The sequence below is a fragment of the Baekduia alba genome (assembly GCF_028416635.1).
In the GTDB taxonomy this organism is placed as follows: domain Bacteria; phylum Actinomycetota; class Thermoleophilia; order Solirubrobacterales; family Solirubrobacteraceae; genus Baekduia; species Baekduia alba.
Genome location: NZ_CP114013.1, coordinates 3,144,153 through 3,167,335 on the forward strand (window position 1 = coordinate 3,144,153; position 23,183 = coordinate 3,167,335).

General features: G+C 70.8%; 34 protein-coding genes. 9 read left to right on the forward strand and 25 right to left on the reverse strand.

The features are described from left to right. Positions 1 to 420: a pyridoxamine 5'-phosphate oxidase family protein gene (locus tag DSM104299_RS15825; protein WP_272472600.1), complete on the forward strand. Its 420-nt coding sequence runs from the start codon at positions 1 to 3 to the stop codon at positions 418 to 420. On the opposite strand, the gene DSM104299_RS15830 is transcribed toward DSM104299_RS15825, so the two are convergent. Next, the gene (locus tag DSM104299_RS15830) at positions 417 to 1,604 is read right to left on the reverse strand and encodes a lactate 2-monooxygenase (protein WP_272472601.1); all 1,188 of its coding nucleotides are present in this window, start codon (positions 1,602 to 1,604) and stop codon (positions 417 to 419) included. The two genes, DSM104299_RS15825 and DSM104299_RS15830, sit on opposite strands and share 4 nt — an antisense overlap. Before the next feature lie 33 nt (positions 1,605 to 1,637). Between DSM104299_RS15830 and DSM104299_RS15835 the strand changes: the two genes are divergently transcribed. The 3 genes from DSM104299_RS15835 to DSM104299_RS15845 are packed head-to-tail and all read left to right on the forward strand — an operon-like array spanning position 1,638 to position 4,049. Beyond that, entirely contained in the window at positions 1,638 to 1,790 is a 153-nt protein-coding gene (locus DSM104299_RS15835; protein ID WP_272472602.1) for a hypothetical protein, read from the forward strand. Positions 1,791 to 1,835: 45 nt separating this feature from the next. After that, positions 1,836 to 3,299 (forward strand): peptidoglycan-binding domain-containing protein, encoded by a 1,464-nt coding sequence (locus DSM104299_RS15840; RefSeq protein WP_272472603.1) that lies wholly within the window; start codon positions 1,836 to 1,838, stop codon positions 3,297 to 3,299. Between the two features lie 18 nt (positions 3,300 to 3,317). Continuing rightward, complete coding sequence (locus DSM104299_RS15845; protein ID WP_272472604.1) at positions 3,318 to 4,049, forward strand: lysophospholipid acyltransferase family protein; 732 nt, start codon at positions 3,318 to 3,320, stop codon at positions 4,047 to 4,049. Here the strand turns inward: DSM104299_RS15845 and DSM104299_RS15850 are convergent. Further along, the gene (locus DSM104299_RS15850) at positions 3,976 to 4,887 is read right to left on the reverse strand and encodes an acyl-CoA desaturase (RefSeq protein ID WP_272472605.1); all 912 of its coding nucleotides are present in this window, start codon (positions 4,885 to 4,887) and stop codon (positions 3,976 to 3,978) included. The two genes, DSM104299_RS15845 and DSM104299_RS15850, sit on opposite strands and share 74 nt — an antisense overlap. Positions 4,888 to 5,068: 181 nt before the next feature. On the opposite strand from DSM104299_RS15850, the gene DSM104299_RS15855 reads away from it, so the two are divergent. Both DSM104299_RS15855 and DSM104299_RS15860 read left to right on the forward strand, forming a co-directional pair. Then, positions 5,069 to 6,691 (forward strand): penicillin-binding transpeptidase domain-containing protein, encoded by a 1,623-nt coding sequence (locus DSM104299_RS15855; protein WP_272472606.1) that lies wholly within the window; start codon positions 5,069 to 5,071, stop codon positions 6,689 to 6,691. Between the two features lie 60 nt (positions 6,692 to 6,751). Then, positions 6,752 to 7,888 (forward strand): DUF3089 domain-containing protein, encoded by a 1,137-nt coding sequence (locus DSM104299_RS15860; protein WP_272472607.1) that lies wholly within the window; start codon positions 6,752 to 6,754, stop codon positions 7,886 to 7,888. Positions 7,889 to 7,899: 11 nt separating this feature from the next. On the opposite strand, the gene DSM104299_RS15865 is transcribed toward DSM104299_RS15860, so the two are convergent. Continuing rightward, entirely contained in the window at positions 7,900 to 9,003 is a 1,104-nt protein-coding gene (locus DSM104299_RS15865) for a lysylphosphatidylglycerol synthase transmembrane domain-containing protein (RefSeq protein ID WP_272472608.1), read from the reverse strand. Between the two features lie 30 nt (positions 9,004 to 9,033). Here DSM104299_RS15865 and DSM104299_RS15870 point away from each other — a divergent pair, with 30 nt between their 5' ends. Continuing rightward, entirely contained in the window at positions 9,034 to 10,788 is a 1,755-nt protein-coding gene (locus tag DSM104299_RS15870) for a CocE/NonD family hydrolase (protein WP_272472609.1), read from the forward strand. Positions 10,789 to 10,791: 3 nt separating this feature from the next. Here the strand turns inward: DSM104299_RS15870 and DSM104299_RS15875 are convergent, their stop codons facing one another. From DSM104299_RS15875 to DSM104299_RS15890, 4 genes are all read right to left on the reverse strand, one after another. Then, positions 10,792 to 10,992 carry a hypothetical protein gene (locus DSM104299_RS15875; protein ID WP_272472610.1) on the reverse strand — a complete coding sequence of 67 codons (201 nt, stop codon included), beginning with the start codon at positions 10,990 to 10,992 and terminating at the stop codon, positions 10,792 to 10,794. A gap of 98 nt (positions 10,993 to 11,090) precedes the next feature. Next, on the reverse strand, positions 11,091 to 12,350 hold the full coding sequence (locus tag DSM104299_RS15880; RefSeq protein ID WP_272472611.1) for a tyrosine-type recombinase/integrase: 1,260 nt from the start codon (positions 12,348 to 12,350) through the stop codon (positions 11,091 to 11,093). A 61-nt stretch (positions 12,351 to 12,411) separates the two neighbouring features. Next, entirely contained in the window at positions 12,412 to 13,077 is a 666-nt protein-coding gene (locus DSM104299_RS15885; protein ID WP_272472612.1) for a hypothetical protein, read from the reverse strand. Between the two features lie 65 nt (positions 13,078 to 13,142). Next, positions 13,143 to 13,319, reverse strand: a complete 177-nt coding sequence (locus tag DSM104299_RS15890) for a hypothetical protein (protein ID WP_272472613.1) — start codon at positions 13,317 to 13,319, stop codon at positions 13,143 to 13,145. 181 nt (positions 13,320 to 13,500) lie between these two features. Here DSM104299_RS15890 and DSM104299_RS15895 point away from each other — a divergent pair, with 181 nt between their 5' ends. Both DSM104299_RS15895 and DSM104299_RS15900 read left to right on the forward strand, forming a co-directional pair. Beyond that, a complete protein-coding gene (locus tag DSM104299_RS15895) occupies positions 13,501 to 13,926 on the forward strand; it encodes a helix-turn-helix domain-containing protein (protein ID WP_272472614.1) in 426 nt (141 codons plus the stop codon). Between the two features lie 450 nt (positions 13,927 to 14,376). Then, a complete protein-coding gene (locus DSM104299_RS15900) occupies positions 14,377 to 14,568 on the forward strand; it encodes a ribbon-helix-helix domain-containing protein (RefSeq protein ID WP_272472615.1) in 192 nt (63 codons plus the stop codon). Between the two features lie 249 nt (positions 14,569 to 14,817). On the opposite strand, the gene DSM104299_RS15905 is transcribed toward DSM104299_RS15900, so the two are convergent. The 18 genes from DSM104299_RS15905 to DSM104299_RS15990 all read right to left on the reverse strand — a co-directional run bounded on the left by DSM104299_RS15905 (position 14,818) and on the right by DSM104299_RS15990 (position 23,177). Continuing rightward, positions 14,818 to 15,582, reverse strand: coding sequence for a hypothetical protein (locus tag DSM104299_RS15905; RefSeq protein ID WP_272472616.1), 765 nt, complete (start codon positions 15,580 to 15,582; stop codon positions 14,818 to 14,820). A 22-nt stretch (positions 15,583 to 15,604) separates the two neighbouring features. Then, positions 15,605 to 15,838, reverse strand: a complete 234-nt coding sequence (locus DSM104299_RS15910) for a hypothetical protein (protein WP_272472617.1) — start codon at positions 15,836 to 15,838, stop codon at positions 15,605 to 15,607. Between the two features lie 108 nt (positions 15,839 to 15,946). Next, the gene (locus DSM104299_RS15915) at positions 15,947 to 16,228 is read right to left on the reverse strand and encodes a hypothetical protein (protein WP_272472618.1); all 282 of its coding nucleotides are present in this window, start codon (positions 16,226 to 16,228) and stop codon (positions 15,947 to 15,949) included. Between the two features lie 361 nt (positions 16,229 to 16,589). Beyond that, entirely contained in the window at positions 16,590 to 16,865 is a 276-nt protein-coding gene (locus DSM104299_RS15920) for a hypothetical protein (RefSeq protein ID WP_272472619.1), read from the reverse strand. 2 nt (positions 16,866 to 16,867) lie between these two features. Next, positions 16,868 to 17,068 carry a hypothetical protein gene (locus tag DSM104299_RS15925; RefSeq protein ID WP_272472620.1) on the reverse strand — a complete coding sequence of 67 codons (201 nt, stop codon included), beginning with the start codon at positions 17,066 to 17,068 and terminating at the stop codon, positions 16,868 to 16,870. Continuing rightward, on the reverse strand, positions 17,065 to 17,268 hold the full coding sequence (locus DSM104299_RS15930; RefSeq protein ID WP_272472621.1) for a hypothetical protein: 204 nt from the start codon (positions 17,266 to 17,268) through the stop codon (positions 17,065 to 17,067). The genes DSM104299_RS15925 and DSM104299_RS15930 overlap by 4 nt, the downstream gene beginning before the upstream one ends. Beyond that, positions 17,268 to 17,483, reverse strand: a complete 216-nt coding sequence (locus tag DSM104299_RS15935) for a hypothetical protein (protein WP_272472622.1) — start codon at positions 17,481 to 17,483, stop codon at positions 17,268 to 17,270. Before DSM104299_RS15935 ends, DSM104299_RS15930 begins: the two co-directional genes overlap by 1 nt. Next, the gene (locus DSM104299_RS15940) at positions 17,480 to 17,776 is read right to left on the reverse strand and encodes a hypothetical protein (RefSeq protein WP_272472623.1); all 297 of its coding nucleotides are present in this window, start codon (positions 17,774 to 17,776) and stop codon (positions 17,480 to 17,482) included. Before DSM104299_RS15940 ends, DSM104299_RS15935 begins: the two co-directional genes overlap by 4 nt. 249 nt (positions 17,777 to 18,025) lie before the next feature. Next, the gene (locus DSM104299_RS15945) at positions 18,026 to 18,199 is read right to left on the reverse strand and encodes a hypothetical protein (RefSeq protein WP_272472624.1); all 174 of its coding nucleotides are present in this window, start codon (positions 18,197 to 18,199) and stop codon (positions 18,026 to 18,028) included. A gap of 32 nt (positions 18,200 to 18,231) precedes the next feature. Continuing rightward, positions 18,232 to 18,747, reverse strand: coding sequence for a hypothetical protein (locus DSM104299_RS15950; RefSeq protein ID WP_272472625.1), 516 nt, complete (start codon positions 18,745 to 18,747; stop codon positions 18,232 to 18,234). Positions 18,748 to 18,794: 47 nt separating this feature from the next. Next, positions 18,795 to 19,460 carry a hypothetical protein gene (locus DSM104299_RS29645; RefSeq protein ID WP_489886059.1) on the reverse strand — a complete coding sequence of 222 codons (666 nt, stop codon included), beginning with the start codon at positions 19,458 to 19,460 and terminating at the stop codon, positions 18,795 to 18,797. A 385-nt stretch (positions 19,461 to 19,845) separates the two neighbouring features. Then, positions 19,846 to 20,355, reverse strand: coding sequence for an HNH endonuclease (locus DSM104299_RS15960; RefSeq protein WP_272472627.1), 510 nt, complete (start codon positions 20,353 to 20,355; stop codon positions 19,846 to 19,848). Then, a complete protein-coding gene (locus tag DSM104299_RS15965) occupies positions 20,352 to 20,966 on the reverse strand; it encodes a hypothetical protein (RefSeq protein ID WP_272472628.1) in 615 nt (204 codons plus the stop codon). Before DSM104299_RS15965 ends, DSM104299_RS15960 begins: the two co-directional genes overlap by 4 nt. A gap of 29 nt (positions 20,967 to 20,995) precedes the next feature. Further along, on the reverse strand, positions 20,996 to 21,310 hold the full coding sequence (locus tag DSM104299_RS15970; RefSeq protein WP_272472629.1) for a hypothetical protein: 315 nt from the start codon (positions 21,308 to 21,310) through the stop codon (positions 20,996 to 20,998). A gap of 563 nt (positions 21,311 to 21,873) precedes the next feature. Next, positions 21,874 to 22,287, reverse strand: a complete 414-nt coding sequence (locus tag DSM104299_RS15975) for a hypothetical protein (protein ID WP_272472630.1) — start codon at positions 22,285 to 22,287, stop codon at positions 21,874 to 21,876. Then, entirely contained in the window at positions 22,284 to 22,418 is a 135-nt protein-coding gene (locus DSM104299_RS15980) for a hypothetical protein (protein WP_272472631.1), read from the reverse strand. The genes DSM104299_RS15975 and DSM104299_RS15980 overlap by 4 nt, the downstream gene beginning before the upstream one ends. 169 nt (positions 22,419 to 22,587) lie before the next feature. Further along, positions 22,588 to 22,833: a hypothetical protein gene (locus DSM104299_RS15985; protein ID WP_272472632.1), complete on the reverse strand. Its 246-nt coding sequence runs from the start codon at positions 22,831 to 22,833 to the stop codon at positions 22,588 to 22,590. Next, positions 22,830 to 23,177, reverse strand: coding sequence for a hypothetical protein (locus DSM104299_RS15990; protein WP_272472633.1), 348 nt, complete (start codon positions 23,175 to 23,177; stop codon positions 22,830 to 22,832). Before DSM104299_RS15990 ends, DSM104299_RS15985 begins: the two co-directional genes overlap by 4 nt. Positions 23,178 to 23,183 lie beyond the last annotated feature (6 nt).

The following is a 23,183-nucleotide window of genomic DNA, read 5'->3' on the forward strand; positions in this document are numbered from 1 at the left end:
ATGCCCGGCGCGCTCGCGCAGCTGCCCGAGTGGGACGCGGGCACCGCGGCGGTGCTCTGCACCACCGACGCGATGGGCGCGCCGCACGCCATCCCGGTGTCCACCGCGCTGCGCGCCGGGCCGCGCGCGATCGTCCTGGGGCTCGGCGCCCGGCGCGCCTCGCTCGCCTTCCTGCGCGCGCGCCCGGCCGCGGCGCTGTCGGTGATGGCCGCCGGGACGGCCTTCACCGCCTACGGCACGGCGCGCGTGATCGCGCAGGACGCGGCGGGCGTGGCGGCCGTGCGGCTGGACGTCGACGCCATCGCCGACCACCGCCAGCCCACCTTCGCGCTCGACGGCCCGGTCGCGTGGCGCTGGACCGACGCGGAGGCCGCCGCCCGCGACGCGGCCGTGCGCGACGCGCTCCGGGCGACCTTCTAGTCCGAGCGGCGCGCCAGGATCTCCGGCCCGACCGTGTCGAGCGCGCGGTGCCCGCTGAGCGCGAGCGTCAGGTCGAGCTCGGCCAGCAGCGAGCGCAGCACGGTCTTGACGCCGTCGGCGCCGGCCAGCGCCAGGCCCCAGAGGTAGGGCCGGCCGACCAGCGTCGCGTCGGCGCCCAAGGCGATGGCCTTCAGCACGTCGGCGCCGCTGCGGATGCCGCTGTCGAACAGGACCGTCAGGTCGTCGCCGACGGCCTCGACGACGCCGGGCAGCGCGTCGATCGCGGCCTGCGCGCCGTCGACCTGGCGGCCGCCGTGGTTGGACACCAGGACGCCGTCGACCCCGCGGGCCCGGGCCTCGCGGGCGTCGTCCGGGTGGTTGATGCCCTTCAGGACGATCGGCAGCCGCGTCAGCGACCGGATCCTGTCGATGCCGTCCCAGGTCGCCGCCGGGTTGCTGAACTGCCCGACGAAGTGGCCGACCGCGGCCTGCGGGTCCTCCTCGGGCGGCTTGGCCAGCGCGGCGCGGAAGACCGGGTCGGCGAGGTAGTTGGCGATGCCGACGGACTTCAGGAACGGCAGGTAGGCGCCCTGGAGGTCGCGCGGGCGCCAGGCCAGCAGCGGCGTGTCGAGCGTGACGACGATCGCCTCGTAGCCGGCGGCCTCGGCGCGGCCGACGAAGCTCGCGGTCAAGTCATCGTCCTTGGGCCAGTAGAGCTGGAACCAGCGCGGCGCGCCGGCGCCGCCGGCCTGCGCGATGTCCTCCAACGTGTGCGACGAGGCGGTCGACGCGACCATCGGGACGCCGAGCTCGCCGGCGGCGCGCGCGACGGCCAGCTCGCCCTCGGGGTGGATGATCGACTGGACGCCGACCGGCGACAGCAGCACCGGCGCGGGCATCGTGGTGGCGAAGACCGTCGTCCGGACGTCGCGCGTGGAGACGTCGCGAAGCATCCGCGGCACGATCCGCCAGCGCGCCAGCGCCTCGACGTTCTCGCGCTGCGTGTCCTCCGAGCCGGCGCCGCCGAAGACGTAGCCGCGCGCGCCCTCGTCGAGCTTGGCGGCCGCCGCGCGCTCCAGCGCGTCCCACGCGACGGGCAGGTCCGGCGTCTGACCGGCCAGCCCCTGGAGGTAGATCTCGTACTGGTAGTTGCCGAACGGGACCGGCGTGGCGTCGTCGCTCATACCGCTCAACATTGTGGGGTACGGCCGGCCGCGATGCCCTTCTCCCCCTTCCCCAACCAGGGCGCGTTCCTGAAGCACATCGGGCCGATCCTCGGCGACGACGGCAAGGACCGCGCGACCCTCAGCCTCACCGTCGGCGACCGCGAGGTCGTCCGCGCGCGGGCCGTCTGGGTGGTCGCGGGCTGAACGGCGGACCGCAACTTCAGGCGCCGTGCGTAGTCTCGACCCGCGATGCGCCGTCTCGCCCTCGCCGTCGCCCTCCTCTGCGCGCTCGTTGCCGCCGGCCCCGCGTCCGCGGCGACCCGCGCGCCCAAGCTCGCCAAGATCCGCTGCGTCCCCGTCGCCGCCGCGAGCTGCAAGGCGGGCGTCGCGGTCCGCGTCGGCAAGCAGGTGCAGCTGAGCGGGACGCGGCTGCGGCTCGGGATGCGCGTGACGTTCCGCTGGCCCAAGGGCGCGATCGCGACCAAGCTGCACCGCGGCGCGGCCGGCTGGGTCGCGCGCGTGCCGCCGGGGGTCCGGCCCGGGAGCGTCGCGGTGACGACGCGCGACGCCGCGGGACGCAGGTCCAACCTCGTCAAGATCACCGTGCTGCCCGAGCCCAAGCCGGTCACGGCCCCGGCCCGCGTGGACGGCACGCTGCCCGCCGCCTTCCGCGGCGACGGCATGTGGATCTGGCAGCTGGAGAAGTCCGACGGCGGCGACGTCGACGCGATCGCCGCGCGCGCCGCCGCCGCGCACGTCGGCACGGTCTACGTGAAGGCCGGCGACGGCACGACGGCGTGGGATCAGTTCTCACCGCTGTTGGTCGGCGCGCTGCACCAGCGCGGGTTGAAGGCCTGCGCGTGGCAGTTCGTCTACGGGAGCGCGCCGGCGGGCGAGGCGGCGATCGGTGCGGCCGCTGCGCAGGCGGGCGCCGACTGCCTGGTCATCGACGCCGAGTCCCAGTACGAGGGCCGGTACGCGGCCGCGCAGACCTACATGACGGCGCTGCGGGCGGCGGTCGGCGCGTCCTATCCGGTCGGGCTGACCTCGTTCCCCTACGTCGACTACCACCCCGGACTGCCCTACTCGGTGTTCCTCGCGCCGGCCGGCGGCGCGCAGGTCAACATGCCGCAGGCCTACTGGAAGGACATCGGCGGCAGCGTCGACACGATCAGCGCGCACACGCTCGCGCACAACCGCATCTACGGCACGCCGATCGCGCCGCTCGGGCAGACCTACGACAACCCGTCGGCGACCGACCTGCGGCGCTTCCGCCAGATCTGGGCCGCCTACGGCGCCCAGGGGCTGTCGTGGTGGTCGTGGCAGGCGACCGACCAGGCGCACTGGAACGTCCTGGACGAGCCCGCGCCGGCGCCGTCGGTCGAGCCCGATCCGGGCTGGCCGGCGCTCGGCAAGGGCGCCAAGGGCGACGAGGTCATCTGGCTGCAGGAGCACCTGACCGCGACGTACCCCGCCGTCACCGTGACCGGCAAGTACGACGCGGCGACGATCGCCGCCGTGCAGGCGGTGCAGACCGCCAACGGGATCGCGGTGTCGGGCACGACCGACTCGTCGACGTGGCAGGCCGCGCTGAAGCTGCCGTTCACGCCCGTGGACTGGACCGCGACGGCGGCGAAGGCCACCGCGGCGCGCGCCACGGCGGCGCGGGCGCACCGCTCCGAGCTGCAGCGCGTGGACTCCACGCAGCGCTGATCGGGCAAGATGGTGGTCATGTCCACCGCGTCGCCCACCTACCGCTTCGTCATGGCCGTCAGCAGCCCCGCCGTCCGCTGGTGGGGCCGGCTCGAGGTCTCCGGGCTCGAGCACCTGCCGCCGTCCGGCCCCACGCTGCTGGCCGGCAACCACGACAGCTACTGGGATCCGATCGCGATCGGGATCGCCGGCCTGCCGCGCCGCCAGATCTGCGCGCTGGCCAAGTCGTCGCTGTGGAAGCCGGGCCTCGGCAGGATCCTCGACGGCATGGGCCAGATCCCGATCGAGCGCGGCAAGGGCGACGCCCACGCGATGGACCGCGCGATCGAGGAGCTGCGCGGCGGCCGCTGCATCGGCGTCTTCCCCGAGGGCACGCGCTCGCTGGGCCGGACGCTGCGCGCCCGGTCGGGCTTCGGCCGCCTCGCCGACGCCGTGCCCGAGGCGCACATCGTCTGCTGCACGGTCCAGGGCACGGTCGACATCCCGAAGTTCCCGAAGTCGCGCCCGCACGTGCAGGTGCGCTTCTTCGCGCCCGCCGGCGGCCCGCGCCAGCCCGGCGAGTCGGCCAACGACCTCTCCGTCCGGCTGCTGGAGGAGATCCGCGCCTCCGCGCCGATCCGCCACGCCGGCCGCAAGGCCAAGCCGATCCCGCCGATGCCGGAGGACCGGCGGCCCGCTACGCCGGGATCTTCGAGCGACGCGTCGGCGGAGCCGGCGCCAGCTCCTTCGCCGCCTGGCGCTCCGGCGTAATCACGACGACGTCGTGCGCGAGGCCGACCTTGGCCAGGCCGGCGATGATCAGCGCGGAGAGGTCGATCTCCCACTTGTTCAGGCCGTGGCGCGCCGAGCGGGGGAAGGCATGGTGGTTGTGATGCCAGGACTCGCCCAGCGACGGCAGCGCCAGCCAGAACACGTTGGTGGACTTGTCCTCGATGTCGAAGCGGCGCGAGCCGAAGTAGTGGCAGACGCTGTTGACCGACCACGTCACGTGGTGGACGAGGAAGATCCGGACCAGGCCGCCCCAGACGTAGCCCTCCACCGCGCCCTGCCACGTGAAGCCGTGCAGGACGTAGCCGAGGATCGTCGGGATCAGCAGCGACGCGACGACGTAGAGCGGGAAGCGCCGGCCGATCCGCTTCATCTTCGGATCCTCGTAGAGGTCCTTCGCGTACTTCTTCCAGTCCGCCTGGCCCTGGGTCTCCATCAGCCAGCCGGTGTGCGCGTGCCACAGGCCGCCCAGGCCGCTGCCGTGGCCGACGTGCGGGGAGTGCGGGTCGCCCTCCTCGTCGGTGTGCGCGTGGTGCTTGCGGTGGTCGGCGACCCAGTCCAGGACCGAGCCCTGCACGCTGAGCTGTCCGAGGCCGGCGAACGAGCGCTCCAGCCACGGGTCGACGCGGAACGAGCGGTGGGTGAGCAGCCGGTGGAAGCCGACGGTCACCCCCATGGCGGTCCCGACGTACATGACGGCGAGGATCGCGAGGTCGATCCAGTCGACCCAGGAGTTCCACAGCAGGACGATGGCGACGAGGACGCCCGCGAACGGGACGACGACGCCGGCGAGGTTGGCAAGGCGCTCGGCTCGGCTCATGCCTTAGTACGGTGGCGCCAACGCGGCCCGGCTTCTTGTGCCGGTTGGCTTGACTCGCACCCGCAGATCTATCACGAGCCTACAACCCGCGTGGGCGCATGTCAGCGTGCGACCGTCGCGCGCGCGACCGGGACGCGATAGACAGGAGCGAGTGCCACGCCGCCGTCGCCGCCGACGCTCCATGTTCGCCTCGGCCCCGCCGCGGCGCAGCGCCGGCGTGCCCTGGCTGGAGCCCGGGCACCGGGCCGGAGGCGGCTACGGCCACCGCCGCCGGCGACGCAACCCGCTGGCGCTCCTGGTCCCGCTCGCGCTCGTCGCGGTGGTCTTCGGGGTCGTCGCGCTCTTCGTCCGCCACCGCCAGGAGGTCGACCGCCAGCGCGACCGCGCGGCCGCGTTCGCCAAGGCCTACGCGGCACGCGACGAGGCCGCGATGTGGAAGGCGCTGGACGGCACGTCGCAGAAGAAGTACCCGCGCGCCCGCTTCGACGAGCTGGTCAAGCGGGCCGACACCGCGGCCGCGGTCAAGGCCAAGGCCGTCGGGAAGGCCGACGACCCCGACGGCGGCACCGTCACCGTCCCGGTCACGGTCACCTCGCGCCAGTTCCCGACCATGCGCGGGACGCTGAAGCTCCCGGTCGCCGACGACGGCGTGCGCTGGAACCCGACCCTGCGCCTGCCCGGCCTGCGGACCGGCGAGGCGCCGCGGCGCAAGACGCTCCAGGCCGCCCACCAGGCCAGCGTCCGCACGTCGGCCGGCGGCGCGCTGGTCGACGACCCGACGCTCAACATCTTCGCCAAGGGCCTGCGCGCCCGCTACCGCGAGCGCCTCGCCGGCACCGACGGCGCCGAGCTGACGTTCGGCCAGCGCACGATCGCCAAGGTCCCCGCCCACGCCGGCAAGTCGGTGCACTCGACGCTGAGCGGCAAGCTGCAGCGCGCGGCCACCCAGGCGCTCGGCAGCAAGCTCGGCGGCGTCGCGGTGGTCAACCCGCGCAACGGCAACGTGCTCGCGCTGGCCGGCATCGCGGTCTCCGCGCCCCAGCCGCCCGGCTCGACGTTCAAGATCATCACCTTGAGCGCGGCGCTGGCGTCGGGCGCCGCGACGCCGTCGTCGAGCTACCCGGTGCAGACCTCGGCGACGCTGAGCGGCGTCAAGCTGGCCAACGCCTCCAACGAGTCCTGCGGCGGCAGCCTGTCGCAGTCGTTCGCCGACTCCTGCAACTCGGTCTTCGCGCCGCTGGGCGTCAAGGTCGGGGCCAAGAAGCTCGTCGCGCGCGCCGAGGCCTTCGGCTTCAACGAGACGCCGCGCATCCCGGTCGCCAAGCCCAACACCATCCCCACCGACCTGCCCGACGCCATCAACGTCGGCTCGGCCGCGATCGGCCAGAACAAGGACCTCGCGACGCCGCTGGGGATGGCGAGCGTCGGCGCGACGATCGGCGCCCACGGCCTGCGGGCCAAGCCGCGCGCGGTCCGCGAGGACCCTGTGATCCGCAAGCGCGCGGTCAGCGTCAAGGTCGCCGGCCAGGTCCGCGACATGATGGTCGGCGTCGTGCGCGGCGGGACCGGGACGGCCGCCGCGCTGCCCGGCGTGACCGTCGCCGGCAAGACCGGCACCGCCGAGCTGCGCTTCACCGGCAACGGCGCGTCGGACCCCAAGAACACCGACGCGTGGTTCGTGGCTTTCGCGCCCGCGATCGACCCGCAGGTGGCGGTCGGCGTGATGCTCGTCGGCGCGGGCGCCGGCGGCAAGGCCGCGGCGCCGATCGCCCGGCAGGTCCTGCAGGCCGCGCTGTCGCGGTAGCCCGGTCCGCCGCTGCGCGAAACCGACGCGGGCCCGTCCTACCGCGGTTAGGATCGCGCGATGTCCCGACGCTCCCTCGCGGTCGCGCTCTCGTGCGCCGCGTTCCTGCTCCTCGCCCTCGGCGTCTCCGGCGCCTCGGCGTCCACCACCTGGCTCTGCAAGCCGGGCCTGGCCAGCAACCCGTGCGCTCCCGGTCTCGGCACGACCGTGATCGACCCGACCGGCGCGCCGCAGGGCACGCTCACGCCCGCCAAGCCCAAGCACCCCAAGGTCGACTGCTTCTACGTCTACCCCACCGTCTCCGACCAGAAGACGCTGCAGGCCACCAGGAAGGTCGACCCCGAGGAGCGCTCGATCGCGCTGTACCAGGCCGCCCGCTACGAGAGCGCCTGCCGCATCTACGCGCCGATGTACCGCCAGATCACGCTCGCGGGGCTGCTCAAGCCCGCGGGCGTCACCGCCAAGATGCGCGCGACCGGCTACCAGGACGTCCGCGCCGCGTGGCGCGAGTACCTCAAGAAGTACAACAAGGGTCGCGGCGTCGTCCTGATCGGCCACTCGCAGGGCTCGTTCGTCCTGCGCCAGCTGATCGCCGACGAGATCGACGGCAACGCGAAGGTCCGTAGGCAGCTCGTCTCGGCGATCCTGCTCGGGGGCAACGTCCTGGTCGAGAAGGGCTCGGACAAGGGCGGTGACTTCGACAACGTCAAGGCCTGCCGGGCGCCGACGCAGCTGCGGTGCGTCGTCGCGTTCTCCACGTTCAACGCGACGCCGCCCGAGAAGGCCGTCTTCGGCCGCTCCGACACCTCGCCGGCCGTCGTCCAGGGCAAGCCCACCAAGAGCACCGAGGTGCTGTGCACCAACCCGGCCGCCCTGGGCGGCGGGTCGGCGCCCCTGACCTCGCTGTTCCCGAGCGCGCCCTTCGCGCCCGGCACGACGATCGGCGCGCTGACCACGCAGGTCGGCCTACCCCAGCCGCAGGTCTCGACGCCGTGGGTCGAGGCGCAGGCCTACACCGGCCGGTGCTCGAGCGACGGCGGCGCCAACGTCCTGGAGATCACCGGCCAGACCGGCGCGCCGGTGCTCCACCCGCTGCCCGACGCGACCTGGGGCCTGCACCTGGTCGACGCCAACATCGCGCTCGGCGACCTGATCACGCTCGTCCAGAGCCAGGTCAAGCAGTACACCGCCCACTAGCCCCGCGCGGGCTAGTTGAAGAACCGGCGGCGCGCCCGTCGCTCCGGGCCGAGCACGATCGGCTCGTGGAGCGTCGGGCGCAGCCGCAGGAAGGCCAGCGTCCCGAGCAGCGTCGGGATCCACAGCACGATCGCGTGGTAGACGAGCACCGCCGCGGCGGCCGACGCCGGGTCGGCGCCGTAGAGCACGAGCGCGCCGGTCAGCCCGCCGTCCAGGGCGCCGATCCCGCCCGGCACCGGCAGGACGTTGCCGAGGTAGCCGATCAGGAACGCCAGCGTGAGCGCGCCGACCGGCGGCGCGTCGCCGAACGCCCGGAACGACACCCACAACATCGCGATGTCGAACCACAGGTAGCCGACCGCGCCGAGCAGGCGCCAGCTCGGATGCCGGATCTCGTCCTTGGCGTCGCCGACCACCCGGCCCGTGGTGTGCAGCCAGCGCACGAAGCGGCCCGAGTCCTCGACGAGGACGAAGCGCGCCGCGACGCTCGGCACGAACCAGAAGAGCGCGATGCCGCCGGCCGCGATCAGGCCGGGGAGCAACCCCAACAAGAGCTGATGCGGCGCGTGGAGCACGCCGACGCCGACCAGGATCCCGGCGAGCGCGAGCGTCGCGGCGTTGATGCCGCTCGTCAGCAGGAACAGGACCGCCGAGCGCTCCATGAACCGCCGCAGTGAGCCGCCCTTGGCCTTGGCCACCCAGGCGCCGACCGCGATGCCGCCCGCGCCGCCGACCGGCAGCACCGCGCCGAACGCCATCTCCGACAGCGCGACGCGGATCGCCAGCAGCCGCGGCACGCGGTAGAAGACCATGCGGAACGCGAGCACGTAGCCGACGCAGGACAGGATCTCCAGGCCGACCGCCAGCGCGATCCACAGCGGGTTGACGTCGGCGATCTTGTCGGCGACGTCGCGCAGGCCCGGCACCGCGAGCAGCAGCGCGCCGACCAAGACCACCAACACGACCAGCGAGATGATGCCGTTGCGCAGCCGCTTGCCCTCGTCCTCCTCGGCGTCGGCGCGGCGGCCCTCGAACGCGTGGTCGACGTGCGGGTCGACGGTGGTCGGCGGTGTCTCCTCGGCCGTCATGACCCACTGCACCGACAACCGGCGCATCGTCGTGTGGATCGTGACAAGGTGAGGCTCATGCGGACGGGTCTGGGGAGGCTGCTGTCGATCGCGATCGCGCTCGCGGGGGTGCTGCCGGCGACGGGGGTTGCCGCGGAGGGACTGCCTTTCAGCGTACGGACACTGCACTTCGACACGGTCGTCGGTCCGAACGACGACACGCACTGTGACGTCGTCGGCGACCTCTACACGCCCGCGATCGCGACCGCGGCGACGCCCGCGCCGGCGGTCCTGACGACCAACGGCTTCGGCGGCTCCAAGGACGATCAGCAGGCGATGGCCGAGGCGCTGGCCCAGCGTGGGTACGTCGTCCTGAGCTACTCCGGGCTGGGCTTCGGCGGCAGTGCCTGCAAGATCGAGCTCGACGACCCCGACTGGGACGGCAAGGCCGGCTCGCAGCTCGTGTCGTTCCTCGGCGGGACCAAGACCGCGACCGACGGCACGCGCCTCGACGACGTTCGGCTCGACGGGCCGGGCGACCCGCGCGTCGGGATGATCGGCGGCTCCTACGGCGGCCACATCCAGTACGCGGTCGCCGGCCAGGACCCGCGCGTGGACACCATCGTCCCGATCATCACGTGGAACGACCTCGCCTACTCGCTGACGCCCAACAACGCCGACCTGACGTCCGGCGTCACGTCCTCGACCCCGGGCGTCGCGAAGTACCAGTGGGCCGTCCTGTTCACCGCGCTCGGGATCGCCGACGGGCTCCAGAACATCCAGGCCGACCCGACCCGCGACCTGAGCACGTGCCCCAACTTCGACGACCGCGTCTGCCCGGGCGTGCTCCAGGCCGCGGCCACGGGCCAGCCCTCGGCCCAGACGCTCGCGCTGCTGCGCCACGCCTCGGTCAGCACCTACGTCAAGAGGATCAAGATCCCCACCCTGCTCCTGCAGGGCGAGGCCGACACGCTGTTCAACCTCGACGAGTCGGTCGCGACCTACACGTCGCTGCGCCGGCTGGGCACGCCGGTCAAGCTCGTGTGGCAGTCCTGGGGCCACTCCAGCAGCACGCCCGCGCCGGGCGAGCTGGGCGACGGCAACGGCGGCTACTCGCCGGTCGACGCCGACGGCAGCCCGACCGCCGAGGGCCGCGTGGTCGAGCAATGGCTCGGCCACTATCTCCAGGACGCGCCCGACGCGCCGGCGCTCGACTTCAGCTACTTCCGCGACTGGGTGCCCTACAGCGGCGACGCCGCGCCGGCCTACGGCCACGCCGACGCCTACCCGGCCGGGACGAGCCGCCGGTGGATGCTCTCCGGGACCGGCACGCTGGCGACCGACAAGCGCGACGTCAGCCGCGGCAGCGCCTCGTTGATCACGCCGCCGGCTGGCGCGCCGACGTCGGTCACCGAGATCAGCGCGCTGAGCCAGGACGTGCCGCTCCTCGACGTGCCCGGGACCTACGCGCAGTACACGAGCGCGCCGCTGCTGGGCGACACCGACGTCGTCGGCGCGCCGAAGGTCCACGTCAAGGTCTCGGCGCTGGCCGCCGGCTCCCCCACCCTGTTCCTCAAGATCCAGGACGTCGCGCCCGACGGCACGGTCACGCAGCCCGGCCGGCTGGTCGCGCCGATCCGCCCGGCGTCGCTCGTGGCGCCGGTCGAGGTCACGCTGCCAGCCTTGGTGCACCGCTTCGCCGCCGGCCACCGGATCCGCCTGGTGATCGCCGGCAGCGACGCCGCCTACCGCGGCAGCCCGGTGCCGGCCGCGGTGACGATCGCCACCAGCCAGGCCGACCCCGGGCTGCTCACGCTGCCGGTCGTGGGCTGACAACTAGCCGCCCACCGCCGGGACGATCGGCGTGCACAGCGGCGTCTGCGTGTGCGCCGGGTCGAGCGCGTTGAGCACGTGGCGCGCCGCGATGTGGTCGTAGGGCATCGACAGGTGCTCGCCGAGATCCAGGATGCAGCCGCTCTGGAGCGTGATGTTCGTGACGTTGGCGCCGGTCAGGAAGGCCGACGTGTAGGGCGTCACGACCTCGTCGTACCTGGACTGGGAAGGTTACGAGGACCGACAGCACCAGCCCCTACGCGCCGCCAGCGACGGCACGTGACCGATCCGTGACAGCACGCTTATGCGGCGCCACGCACCCGCGGCGCGTGCCCACCCCACGACGCGGCGAGGTTGTTGACCACGTCCCGGTTCTTCACATGGACGTAGACGCGCAGCGTCACCGCCAGATCCTTGTGCCCCATCTGGTCCATGATCTCGTACGGCGACGCCGCCGGAATCCCCACCGGGGGCTGCGCGAGCGCGGTCCCGAAATAGTGCCGCAGCTCGTAGAAGTCCAAGTGCCCCCGCGGGCCCTTCTCGCCCACACGCTGCGGCAGCCAGTGCGACTCCGGCAACTTCCGCAGGAGACCACGCCGAACCGGGTCCCAGTAGTAGTGCAACATCCGCTGCGTGAACCGCGCCTCCTTCGGAGTCGTGAACAAGAACCCGTCCGCGCTCTCCGGCAACCGCTCGATCGCAGCGCGCGCCCGCGGCAGCAGCACGACCTGCCGCATGCTGTCCCACTTCGGCCAGGCGACCTTCCCCGTCCGCTGGTTCCACTGCCACTGCACGTCGATGAACCCCGCCTTCAAGTCCACGTAGTTGACACGGCCACCATTCAAATCGCTGCCCGGCTGCGTCGACAACATGAACAACTCGCCCGGCCGCAGCCCCGTCCACGCCGCGACCTCGATCATCGCCTCCACCCGAGCGCCGTAGTCGCCCCACTCCTCACGAGCGGTCGGCAGCAGCAGCTCGTCAAGCTCTTGCACGGTCAGCGTCTCGATATCCTGCCGGCCGCGGCGATCGCCGAGCTTGTAGTGCTCAAGCGGGTTCTCCTCGAGCAGGCCGAACTTGATCGCGTCGTTCAGACAGGCGCGGATCTCCTTGACCGTCGACGGGTGCATCGCGCACCACTCCCAGACCTCGTCCTTCGCCAGCGACTTCAACGGCGTGCCGGCGAACTTCCGCGCGAACCCGCGCACCTGGGCCGCGTTGTGCAGCATCGTCCCCTCCGTCTTACGCGGGAACAACGTCAGCCACTCCGGCATCTCGCCCGGCTCCGACCCCGCCCACTGCCCGACCGTCTTCGCGACACCACGACCGCGCGCCCGCCGCTTGATCTCCTCAAGCTGACGCTTCGCGCTCTTCGCTGTCCCGAGATCCACGATCTGGTCGTGCTCGCACTCGGGCCCGCAGTTCGTCAGGCTGTGCCAGCGCTTGCCGCCCTTGCCCGGCCCGTTCAGGTCGGCATGGTAGATCGGCACGAGATACGCGTCGCCGCGCTTGTAGATGCCTTCGGCGACGCGCTTCATCGCGCCGCTGCCCTTCTTCGCCACCCGGACCTCCCCGGTTCGTGGTCTGCCAGTCGGGCAGGTTACACACCGGGGAGACGCTTAGCTAGCCCTCAGAGCCGTACGGCCGACGCAACGGGCCCTCGACCATGAACCCCGTCCCCCGATCCAGCCGATAGCGGTAGACGCGCGTCCTCCACAACCTCAGCGAATCCCGCGCAGCACAGCGACCCCACGCGCACCCGATCACCCAACGCCCATACGGCCCCGGCAACGCCGCCCACAACCAACGCACCGCACGGCCCCGGTAGTCCGTCGACGCCGCCGTAAGACGACGATCGCAAGCCGGAAAAAATCCGGCCATCACCGGCTGCATCACGGCCGCGAGCTCGCCCGCCGGCGCCTGCGACTCCCCGACCGCCCCCGTGTGCCCGAACCCGGCGAGATGCCCTTCCTCGTGCACGAGCACCGAGCAGAACATCCACGGATCTGTGATGTGCCGCATCTCGATCGTGCACGACCCCGCGAGCGCCCGCCCCGCGCTCCGATCCCCAGCCTGCAACGTCTCCGCATCTGCAACGTCCAACGCCGCGTCCGCGTCGAGCTGCACGACCTCGCGGCCAGCACACGCCGACCCGGGCCACGACACACGCGCCACCGGCAGGAACGACTGAAGCATCCCCTGCTGCGAAGCGCCTGGCGGCGACCACGACGCCGACGCCGGGCCCGCAAGCGCGAAGAACGCGACAGCCGTGATCGCTGAACGGAGCACCGCACAAAAATAGTGCCGTCGCGGTCAGCGTGCCTCGAACGATCGTCCAGCGCGTTCGCTGACGATCACAACGCCTGCGCCGACGCCCGCCCCCACCACGCCTCAACCTCCGTCAGCACGAACCGCACCGCACCACGTTCGTACGGCTTCTCGAACGGCAGCGGATCCACCTTCCGCGCCATATACCGCTCGATCGTCTTCGTGCTCACATCGAAATGCGCCGCGACCTGCTTCTTCGTCACCCGCGGCTCCTGCGGCCGCGACCGCCGCGCACCACCTCCACGCCGCGGACCGAACAACTGGACCACGTTCCCGAACTCCTGGGCTGCCACCCTGATCCCTCCCTGAGGGTCCTCGATTGGACGCTACGCAATAGGACTCTAACAGGGCGCCTTCGCCCTATCAACGTCTCTCGACAGTCCCATGGGAGACGGGTACATTCGCGCCGTGGCACAGAGAAAACTTCAGGTCCGCGCAGGTATCGGCCCACTGCTCACCCGCCTCCGCCAAGAGCACGACCCGCCCCTGACCCAACGCCAAGCCGCAGAGCTCGTCGGCGTCGACATCCGCAACTGGGGCAACTGGGAACGCGAGAACGCCGCACCCGCCCTCGCAAGCATCCTCCGCATCAGCGAAACCTTCGGCATCAGCACCCAAGACTTCATCCAACCCGCCTCCACCGACGACACCACACCAGCCACCCGCGCCGAAATCGCCCGCCTCGAATCGAAGATGGACCTCCTCCTCGACCACTTCGACATCCTCCCCGCCGGCGCCCACATGCCCGACGCACCAGCCGAGATCACCGACCTCGAGCAACCCCAACCCAAACGCCGCCGCCGCAGCTAACCCGCCCGCTCCATCGACTCGTCCCCATCGACGAGCCGCAACCTCCGCGCCGCCCGCCCAGCCACCACCTCACAGCGATCGGCCCACTTCAACATCCCCGAACCCACGCGATCACCCGCGTCCTCGGCCAACAACCGCGCACCCGCAGCACGCATCGAACGCGCAACCACCAACAACTCCGCCGCCTGCGCCTGAGACACCTGATCCACCTCCCCACCGTCCTCTCCTAATCCCGGCAAGACCACCACCACTCAACAGCACCCCACCGACCACACGCCACCCACCAACCCCAAAAAACTCGCAAATAGCACCGAACGACACCCACCCACTAAGACACACGGCCACCGACACCGCCCACGGTATCGGTCTATCGTTCCCGAACGATCCACCACGCCGATGGCCAACCCACCAAAAAAACATGTCGCACCACAAGCGGATACCGTCCCCGACGTGCGGCAGACCACCATCCGGCTAACGGACGACCTCGACGCCGCCATCACCCGCGAAGCCCACGCCGCCGGCATCAGCCGCAGCGAATTCATGCGCCTCGCCATCGCCCACCACCTCGGCTACCTAGCCGGCCTCCGCGGCGACCCCAAACCACCCCCGCCCCCAGCGGGCGAACCGGACCCCCAGCCCTAGCCGACCACCAGGCCGAGAGCCGCCCCGGCGCCCGCCGCCTCCCGCAGACACCCAGAGGCAACAACCACGGGAACAAGGCTCCGGAGTCACATGCGCGGATGGGGCCCCAAACGCGCTCAGGGGGTGGGGGGAGGGCCAGCCAGCACCACCGCACCTGTCATCGGGACAGATTACAAACCCATACAGGACAAGGCTTCACGCCCATCCTGTGACCGGCTACGCGACAGCGCGGCCCTCCACGCCCCGGCCTCAGCCCCCCGCAGACAGCAACGCCTGCGCAGCCGCAAGACGCGAAGGAGCGGGAGAAGAACTTTCCACGCCCACGAGAAACCGGTCCTCGTTCTCTTTCTCTTCGCGTTCTGGTTCGCGATCGATCTCTGGTCCGGGCGTTGGTGGTCTCTCTGTGCTCTGGGTGTTCTGGGGCGTCTGGTCGCTCGGGGCTGTGGTTGCGCGGCTCTGCGCTGCGAGCTGTGCTGCGAAGTCCTGTGGCTCGCGTGTCGTCGCGCCGACGTCCTGGTCTCCGCCAGCCTGCCCGCCCCCTGGAGGTGCTGAGCTCGCGGGTCTCGTCATGCGCTGCTTGGACAGCTTGTCGACCTTCGCGGCGAGGTCGAGGAGCGCGTTCGCGTCTCGCTCGGAGCCCTTGCCCTTGCTGATGTTCGCCTCGATTCGGCGCGCGGTGCTCTCGGCTGCGCGGATCGCTCGGCGGTAGAACGCGGCGCTGATCTCGTCGGGCTGCTTGCGGTCCAGCCGGTTCGGGGTCTTGCCTGCTCGGTCGCGGCGCTCGAGCTGCGCGTAGTTCCGTGCCGAGCTGAGGTTGAACGGGAACGCGGGGAGCCCGGGGAGGCGTCCTTCGGCCGCGGCCTTCACGGCTTCGCGTGCGGTCATCGGCTGGTCGAGCGCGGGTGTGCCCTTGCCTTGCGGGCCGCTCCCGGGCTGTCCTTCGACACCGTCGAGGATCGCGGAGACGATCACGTGGACTTGCTCGTCGCTGTACTTCTTGCTGAACGCCGACATTGCGGCGCAGGCTACGTCGCGGCTACGACGTGAACTTCTCGCGGTGCTGCTCGATCGCCGCGCGGGCGCCAGCGAGCAGCTCTCCGAGGTCGTAGCCCGCCTCCTTGGCCTGGACCATCACCATGTCGCCGTCGAGGAAGCTCACGGCGATCCCGTAGCTGAGCGGCGCCGTGTCCTCCTCGGACCACCCGGGCGTGTGGATGTCCACGGGGCCGGCGATGGCGCGCAGCCCCTCGATCTCCGCGTTCTCGCTCATCGTCTGATCCTCGCAGGAATAGTCGGTGGAATAATTCGCGGGCATAGTTCCGCACGGGCCCTGTCGCCGGTTCCCTCCTGTCACCGGCGGCGGGGCCGCAGCCACGGCTCAGCGCGCGGCCTTCGCGAGCAGCTCGTAGTGGTGGTCACGCCACGAGTCGTCCTGGCCGCACTCGCAGAGCAGCGTCGTGTGCGGACCCACGGTGATGTGGCCTCCACAGCCGCAGTCGTGCTTCCCGCCGTCGCACGGCACCTCGGCCACGATCACGTGGCCCTTGCCGCCCTTCGGGTTCCAAAGCAGGTCGCCGATCTCGGCGTCGACTGCGGACTGCCCGTAGCTCTCGTCCTTCATGTCCCACTGCACCGCGGCGCAGGTCGTCGGCCAGGTCATGCCACAACACTCGCACGGCTCGACCCGGCCCGCGCGACCCGCGTGTGGTCCACGAGGCTCGCGAGGTCCGCGTACCCGAAGTCCACAGCCTCCTCATCCTCCCACGCCAACTTCAGCCGGGCACGCAGGAACAGCACGGGAGACGCCTTGTCCCGCGCTCCTGCCCCTCGCCACCCGATCGGGGCCGGAAGGTCGTGCATCGTGTGCTCCCACGCCTGCTCGAAGCTCAACGCATGAGGAGGCCCAAGCCAACGGAGCATGCTCGCCGTCACACGGCGCGCGTACCCGTCCGCGGCGATCAACTTCGTCGGGGCGAACAACGTCAACGCGAGCTGCTCACCACCATGCACGCGCCGGCGCCTCACGTCGACCGCGGCGGTTCGACTGTCGCGGGCACCGTGCCGATCTGGAAGTGCTCGCGCAGCGGCTGCTCTTCGAGGTTGACCCAGACCTCGCGCCACTCGTAGCCACCACCCATCGGGTCGTACGTCTCCTTGCACTGCGCCCATCGTCGCTCGGTGTCCTCCTCGCCCTCGACCTCCCACGTGCCGCCATCGACTACCCCGGCAATCAGGGGCATGGTGTTGGCCGGATTCCTCGCCCAGTCCTCGCGGTACACGCCGACCAGCATCAGCACTCTCACGGCTTACCTCCCTCGTTGGTGTTGTTCTCGCCCTCACACGACACGGAAGGCGTCTCCCTGAGCGTGCGTTCGAACTCCTCAGCGTCTCCGCGTGAGTCGAACGGCCCGTACTCCATCTCCACGGTCTGCACGACGACCCATCGGCCACCACGACCGAGGTTCGTCACGAGCGTCCGTGTGCCCGGCTTGCCGATCACGTCGTTCTCCTCTCTGCGATCGCGGCCTCGATCTCCTCAAGCTCCGCGGCCGTCAGATCCCGCAGTGCCACCAAGTCCTCCCCATCGCAGCGCAAGCACCGCTCGGGCAGAAAGCCGCCCGGATGCGTCGCCGACCGGGCCATCACCCGGGTTGGCTGGTCGTGGCCGCAACCACGACAGATCACGGTGAACGTGAACATCAGAGCGGCTGCCAGCGGTCGCCCGCCGAGTCGTGCACGGGCATCGCCAGCCAGACGAGCGGCGCGATGCGCGCGAGCACCAGGCGCCGCCACTCCGACGAATCCCGTACCTCGTACGCCTCGCTGCGCGTGATCGTCGCGCTCACCGCGCCGTTGACCTCGTACGTCAGCGCGGGGCCGATGCCGAAGTCGTGCCACTCCACGAGCGTCGTCATGCCGCCGCTTTCGTCGCCCAGTAGGCCTCGCAGTCCCCGCACACGCAGCCCGGCCCATGCGTGTCGCCCTGCTCGACCCGAGCCACGGAGTAGAACGGCGCCACCACACGCAGCCCGTCCTCGAACTCGAGGAGCCGGGAGCCGTTCGCTCCGCGGCACAGCTCGCGTACCGGCTGACCTGCGCGCTCGGCGAGCGGATGCGGGATCGACCGCGGCTTCCCCCATTTCGCGTGCTCCGTCTCGAACGGCCGGTCCGGATCGCGCACGGTCTTCCACCGCCACACGAGCGTCATGGCTTCTTCCGATGTGCACGGTGCCACGAGCCGCAGAACTTGCAGCGGTACACCTGCTCGTGCTCGAGGTTCGCGGCTTCCTCGGCTGCGGCACGCGACTCGTACGGGCGCTTCGGCTTCCCGTCGCGCTTGAAGTGCTCGCCAAGGATCCGTCGCCGAGTCACAGACCCACCCGATCACGGCCGAGCTCCTCCACCCCGACCACCACACGGCGACGCCTGCGCCACACCCACCACCTACGCCAGAAACTCACGCCGCACGCCCCGGAGCCGGCAACCAGTTGCCCTTGCTCGGCTTCACCACGTAGCCCTTCGCAAGCAAGTACGCGAGCTGACGATCAGCACGGTGACCGGCCTGCTGCGTCACGATGCCTGTCGTGACCGGATCGCCCAGCCGACACTGGCGCTCCACGATGCGCAGCACCCGCGCTTCGTCGTCGGTCAGCGGAGGCCAAGTCATAGCGTCGGGTCGTGCTCGTCGCGGGCGTCGCCGCGCGTGTCGTACGGGATGCCGCCCTCAACCCCGAACCCGTTGTAGATCTCGTCGTCGCTCGGGCCGTCCTCCTCACGGCGCTGCTCCTCCTGGAACTCGGCGACCAGGAACCCCCACGCCGACGCGAGCGCCCGCTCAGGCTCCCCCGCCTCCAACCCACGAACCAACACGGCCACGTCATGCCCCGTCTCCGCAAGCGCGGCGAACACACGGGCCAGAAGCCGTCTCCGCGGCGTCCCAGCACGCGGCACCTCCACCTTCGCCAACCGGCAATGCCGACCCAACCACTGCGCGAAGTCCTCAGGCTCCTCGAACACGGGTGCCGCTTTCTCCCCCTCATTTGAGGTCGAAGAACCGGAACCGGCCAGTTCACGGCGCGGCGTCGGATCCCCGCCCACCACGAAGTAGCTATCCGGCCGCACCTCGAAATTCCGGTACCGGCAGATCTTCCCCGCGCGCTTGGCCTCGACCGTCGACATGCAGCACATCGACGTGCACGAGCACAGACGCGCAGGATCCACGCTGCTCATGGGCGCAGCTGGCGTCGAAGGCGAGCGACGAAGCGTTCCGGCCAACGCAGCCACGCCGGCACCGTGCGGGTCGACGGCGTGTACGGGAACGTCACGCGCCGAGCCGAGTCCCATCCGGTGAAGCCGCCGCCGTTGCGCTCGCGGTAGACGACCGCCTCGATGTCGTACGCCACGCCGTCCTCGCGGAACACGTGACTGCACCGCAGGTTCTGCTCGAGGCCCCGTTCCATGCCCGCGCTCGGGCCGTCGACGACCGTCACCCACTCGGAGTCGTCGCCCGTCAGCGGCGTGATGGGCTCGAAGCTCAGGAGCCGCTGGAGCATCCCGATCGCGTAGCCCGCGCTGCCGCCGGAGTGGCCCTCCTCAGCGAACAGCGCGACGATCGAGAGCAGGTGCTCGTTGATCGCCGCCTGCATCTCATCGCGGCCACCTTCATCGGCGTCCGCCCCAGCCTGAATCACGTCCAGCTCTCGACGTGCATGGTCAACCAGATTGCTCATTCGAAATCTCCTCGTTACTCGCGCTCGCGCGCATCCACAGACGTTGGTACTTCCCTCACCAAGAAGCGCTGGTGTTGTCGCAGCACTTGGAGAACTCCGTCCCTGTCTAACTTCAGGGAGAAGCCCCACCGTGAAAGCTGCAATCTCTCCGAGCGATCCCATGTCCACCGCTTATGCGCGGGTTCCCAGCCCCGGGGCTGGTCCTTGCCGGACGGGTTCCGGCCCTAATCGCTCTGCCAATGTCGAACACGCCGTTCGTGTCCCAAGGAGAGGCAGCATCACCGATGAACTTCGCGTCGCGGCGTCGACGGGCTGTAGGTAGCCGGCCGTGCATGAGAGCTTCCGCTTACGCGGCGCCGTGCTGCGACCGTGCACTCAACGATGGGGATCCATCGGAGGCGGCAGTCACAATGACCTTTCCCTTGCTCACGACTCGGGACAGTAGGGCGTCCAGAGGACGTAAAAGCGTCTCAAGATCGTCCTACACGCAGAAGGGCCGCCCACAAGGCGGCCCTTCGGCGTTCCAGGAGACGGCTAGCGCCCGCGTTCAGCCCAACGTGAGCTGCTCGGGACCCGAAGCCCCACCACGCCGCCGACCCACCGCACGAGCCCGCGCTTCCGCAACGGTCTTCGTGTCGTGGCACGACACGCACAGCACCTGGAAGTTCTCGACCACGTGCGCGCCGCCGTCGACCAGGGGCACGACGTGATCGGCCGCCCACGCGCGGAGCGTCTGGTCAGGCCCGTCGTCCTCCCACTGCACAACGACCTCGCCGCAGGTCGCGCACCACAGCCTGCCGTCGCCGAACTCCCGCGCGAGCATCCGCAGCGCGTCGCGCGCACTCCAGACGCGCGACCGGTTGAAGGAGCGGTAGCAGCGCGGCGAGCCCTCGGCCTCGTGCTCATCGCCGTAGTGGATCGTCCGCTGCCGGCGCCGGTAGTCCTTCGGGTCGCGCAGCTCGATCGCCTCGCCACACCACCGGCAGTGGCCCTCAGACCACCCGCCGTCGAACGGTGCCTCCCACAGCACCAGCAGCGACCCGCGAACGCTGCTCACGCGAGCCGACCCTGACCCTTCGCCGGCGCCGGCTTCTTCCACGCGTCCGCGTCGGGAGCGTCCTTCAGACGCCCGACCACCTCCCCGGGCTTGTACACCCGGCTTTCGTCCACCTCCGCCGTCCGGATCAACACCGGCCGCGCGCGCCCATCACGCAAACACGACCCCGGCGGGTTGAACATGAACTCGGGCTCCGCGTGCTTCTTCGGGGCACGAAGCGCGTGCGCCAACCGCTTGTTCCCGCGCACCACCCACTCGTAGTTCATCGGCACGGACAGCGCCCACAACGCGACGCGCCGAGTCGAGTCGCCCTCCTCCAACACGATCGTCGGCCGCGGCCTGAACCGCTCCAAGCGCTCGAGCTGCTTCCCGCCCTCCGTCCGAACCCAGAACACCGAGCTGAGCCCGGCCGTGCCGTGCGACTGCGAAGGCCGCGGCACCGCCGACACCTCGATCTCCAACGGCGGCACCATCCCCCGGCCCAACCAGTCGATCAGCTCGACGTACCGCCGCAGGTCCCCGACATGAACCCAGTGGCGCTGCACGCCCTCCACGGCGTGATGCCACGTCACGAGGTGATAGCCCCGCGTCGCCGCGGTGATGAACCACAACAACCCGAGGTCGTCGTCCCACCGGCTGCTCATAGCTCCCCCGCGGGCTGCACCGGATCCAGCACCGCACCCTCCACGGGACGCCGGCGCTGCACCTCCGCCCCGTGCAGCGCTTCCATCGCACGATGCATGAACACCCACTGCGTCCCCGCGCTCTGGTCCTCCCACCGCGGCAACACGACGTCGACCCCGACCCGGTCCTGCATCCGCGGGTCGAGCTTCCGGAACTCCGTGAACCGGAACAGCTCCGCGGCCGCGGCGAGCGCGTCCTCAGGACGAAAGATCCGCTCCCCGTCCGAGAGCGCGCGCTCGTCTACTTCCTTCACGAACATGACCGCGATCACGCCCGTGCCCCCAGGCCAGCGACGACCTCACGCAACTGCTCGATCGCCGGGGCCAGCACGGCGTCCATGCCGTCCAAGATCAACACCGCGCGGGAGACGCCTGCGAGGCCCGCTCAGCCGCACGGCGAGCGTCGTACTGGCTCCGTGCCTTCCACGCCCGAGTCGAGTGCGAGCGACCCGCGTACAACGTGTCCCGCCGAGTCATGTTCACCAACTCGGCCCCGCACCCACACAGACAGATGACGACGTGCATCGTCCGCCCCGAGCCCGCGCCGACCTTGAACCGCACCGGGCCACACCACGAGCACAGCGACTCCACCGGGCACAAGGCCGGGAACCGCTCCTCGTGCCCGCAGCGCACGCACCGGCGCAGCTGCCACTTCGGATCGAACCGCTTCACGACCGATCCTCCAGGTCGCGATAGGGCTCGTCATCCCACGGGTAGGGCATGTTCTCCTCGCGCGCCTCAGCCTCGTCACCACGGCAGACCGGGCAGAGCCCTTGATAGTTCGGGAGGCCGCAGCCCCGGCACGCAGGACCGTCCATCACGCGGTTGTCGGCCATCACGTCCCCCACTCCGCGGGGAACGGACCGGACACCGCCGCAAGACGCGGCTGATCGATGTCGAGCGGGTGAGCGTCGGCTGCAGCGCGCGTTGCCTCCACGAGCGGTCGGACGTCCTCCTCCCGGAACACCCGCACCTTCACGGGGCGATCCGGGCACCAGTCCTCGTCCTTGAGCTGGTCCGGCGGGATCGTCGGGTCCCACTTCTCCTTCGAGACATGCTGCCACGGGTTGTTCGTCAGCCCACAAGTCGGGCAGATCCACATCTCCAGCACGACGGGCGTTGCCGGAGCGGACGCGCCGAAGGCGGTGCAGCCGCAGACGCGGTTGAACTCGCAGTCGCCCGTGCCGCCGTGGCTGTGCCAGTGCGCCGTGTGCCCGCAACGGCACATCGGAGACGCCTCGCCGCTCACGCCACGGCCTCCGACTGCCAGGCGTGCATCGCAGCCTCGTCCGCGTCCACCTGAGGAAGCTCGAACGGCGCCTGCTGAGCCGCGTCGAACTCCTCCCGGGTCATGGACGGCACACCGAGCTTCTCGATCAACGGCCGTGCCATCGGCGGATGCCACGGCCCTCGTCGTGCACACACGACCACGCACTTGCACTGACCGCAACGCGGCCGTTCCTGTTGAGCGTTCATCTGGGACCTCCCCATGCGCTCGGGTTTGCGTTCCACACGCACCCGCCGCCCCGAGAAGGGACGACGGCCGCGTCTAGACCGCGTTCGCCGTGAGCGCGTCCGCGAGCTGCGCCAGCAGGATCAGCCCAGCCTCACGGTCCAGCACCAGCTGAACCGTGGCCCCCGAACCATCCGACTCGAAGGCGTTGATCTGCACCGCCGCGATCTGACCCTCGTCGCGCACGGCCTCAACGAACGAGCGCCGGCCGTCCTCGTCCCCGTCCGGGAGCCCCGGCTGGTACAGCCGAGCGTCGACCCGCGTGTCCGTGAGCAGGCTCATGCGAGCGCCACGCCCGTGATCTTCAGACCGCGCTCGTCGCGGCAACCCACGACATCCCCGGTCTTCGAATCACGCTCGTCCGTCAGCCCCACCTTGTGGCAGACGACCTCGACCCGCAGCACGTACGACGTGCCCTTCTGGAACCCGTCCTCCGGCGGCTCGATCTCGACCGCGCCCCCGTAGATCCGGACCTTGTGCGTCGTCGGCGACTGGCCGCCGATCCGAAGAACGAACTGGCCCTCCGCGTCCTCGAACAGCTCGCCCGCGACGTCCGGCTCCGGCGCCGTGCCGGCCTCCTCATGCGCCGCGTCAATCGCCTCGCGCGACAGCGTTCCCGTGCTCATCAACAA

Coding starts and splice junctions, on each gene's coding strand:
- DSM104299_RS15825 (WP_272472600.1), top strand. CDS start 1: ATGCCCGGCGCGCTCGCGCAGCTGCCCGAGTGGGACGCGGGCACCGCG.
- DSM104299_RS15830 (WP_272472601.1), bottom strand. CDS start 1,604: ATGAGCGACGACGCCACGCCGGTCCCGTTCGGCAACTACCAGTACGAG.
- DSM104299_RS15835 (WP_272472602.1), top strand. CDS start 1,638: ATGCCCTTCTCCCCCTTCCCCAACCAGGGCGCGTTCCTGAAGCACATC.
- DSM104299_RS15840 (WP_272472603.1), top strand. CDS start 1,836: ATGCGCCGTCTCGCCCTCGCCGTCGCCCTCCTCTGCGCGCTCGTTGCC.
- DSM104299_RS15845 (WP_272472604.1), top strand. CDS start 3,318: ATGTCCACCGCGTCGCCCACCTACCGCTTCGTCATGGCCGTCAGCAGC.
- DSM104299_RS15850 (WP_272472605.1), bottom strand. CDS start 4,887: ATGAGCCGAGCCGAGCGCCTTGCCAACCTCGCCGGCGTCGTCGTCCCG.
- DSM104299_RS15855 (WP_272472606.1), top strand. CDS start 5,069: ATGTTCGCCTCGGCCCCGCCGCGGCGCAGCGCCGGCGTGCCCTGGCTG.
- DSM104299_RS15860 (WP_272472607.1), top strand. CDS start 6,752: ATGTCCCGACGCTCCCTCGCGGTCGCGCTCTCGTGCGCCGCGTTCCTG.
- DSM104299_RS15865 (WP_272472608.1), bottom strand. CDS start 9,003: ATGCGCCGGTTGTCGGTGCAGTGGGTCATGACGGCCGAGGAGACACCG.
- DSM104299_RS15870 (WP_272472609.1), top strand. CDS start 9,034: ATGCGGACGGGTCTGGGGAGGCTGCTGTCGATCGCGATCGCGCTCGCG.
- DSM104299_RS15895 (WP_272472614.1), top strand. CDS start 13,501: ATGGGAGACGGGTACATTCGCGCCGTGGCACAGAGAAAACTTCAGGTC.
- DSM104299_RS15905 (WP_272472616.1), bottom strand. CDS start 15,582: ATGTCGGCGTTCAGCAAGAAGTACAGCGACGAGCAAGTCCACGTGATC.
- DSM104299_RS15910 (WP_272472617.1), bottom strand. CDS start 15,838: ATGAGCGAGAACGCGGAGATCGAGGGGCTGCGCGCCATCGCCGGCCCC.
- DSM104299_RS15915 (WP_272472618.1), bottom strand. CDS start 16,228: ATGACCTGGCCGACGACCTGCGCCGCGGTGCAGTGGGACATGAAGGAC.
- DSM104299_RS15930 (WP_272472621.1), bottom strand. CDS start 17,268: ATGTTCACGTTCACCGTGATCTGTCGTGGTTGCGGCCACGACCAGCCA.
- DSM104299_RS15935 (WP_272472622.1), bottom strand. CDS start 17,483: ATGACGACGCTCGTGGAGTGGCACGACTTCGGCATCGGCCCCGCGCTG.
- DSM104299_RS15940 (WP_272472623.1), bottom strand. CDS start 17,776: ATGACGCTCGTGTGGCGGTGGAAGACCGTGCGCGATCCGGACCGGCCG.
- DSM104299_RS15950 (WP_272472625.1), bottom strand. CDS start 18,747: ATGTCGACGGTCGAGGCCAAGCGCGCGGGGAAGATCTGCCGGTACCGG.
- DSM104299_RS29645 (WP_489886059.1), bottom strand. CDS start 19,460: ATGGGATCGCTCGGAGAGATTGCAGCTTTCACGGTGGGGCTTCTCCCT.
- DSM104299_RS15985 (WP_272472632.1), bottom strand. CDS start 22,833: ATGAGCCTGCTCACGGACACGCGGGTCGACGCTCGGCTGTACCAGCCG.
- DSM104299_RS15990 (WP_272472633.1), bottom strand. CDS start 23,177: ATGAGCACGGGAACGCTGTCGCGCGAGGCGATTGACGCGGCGCATGAG.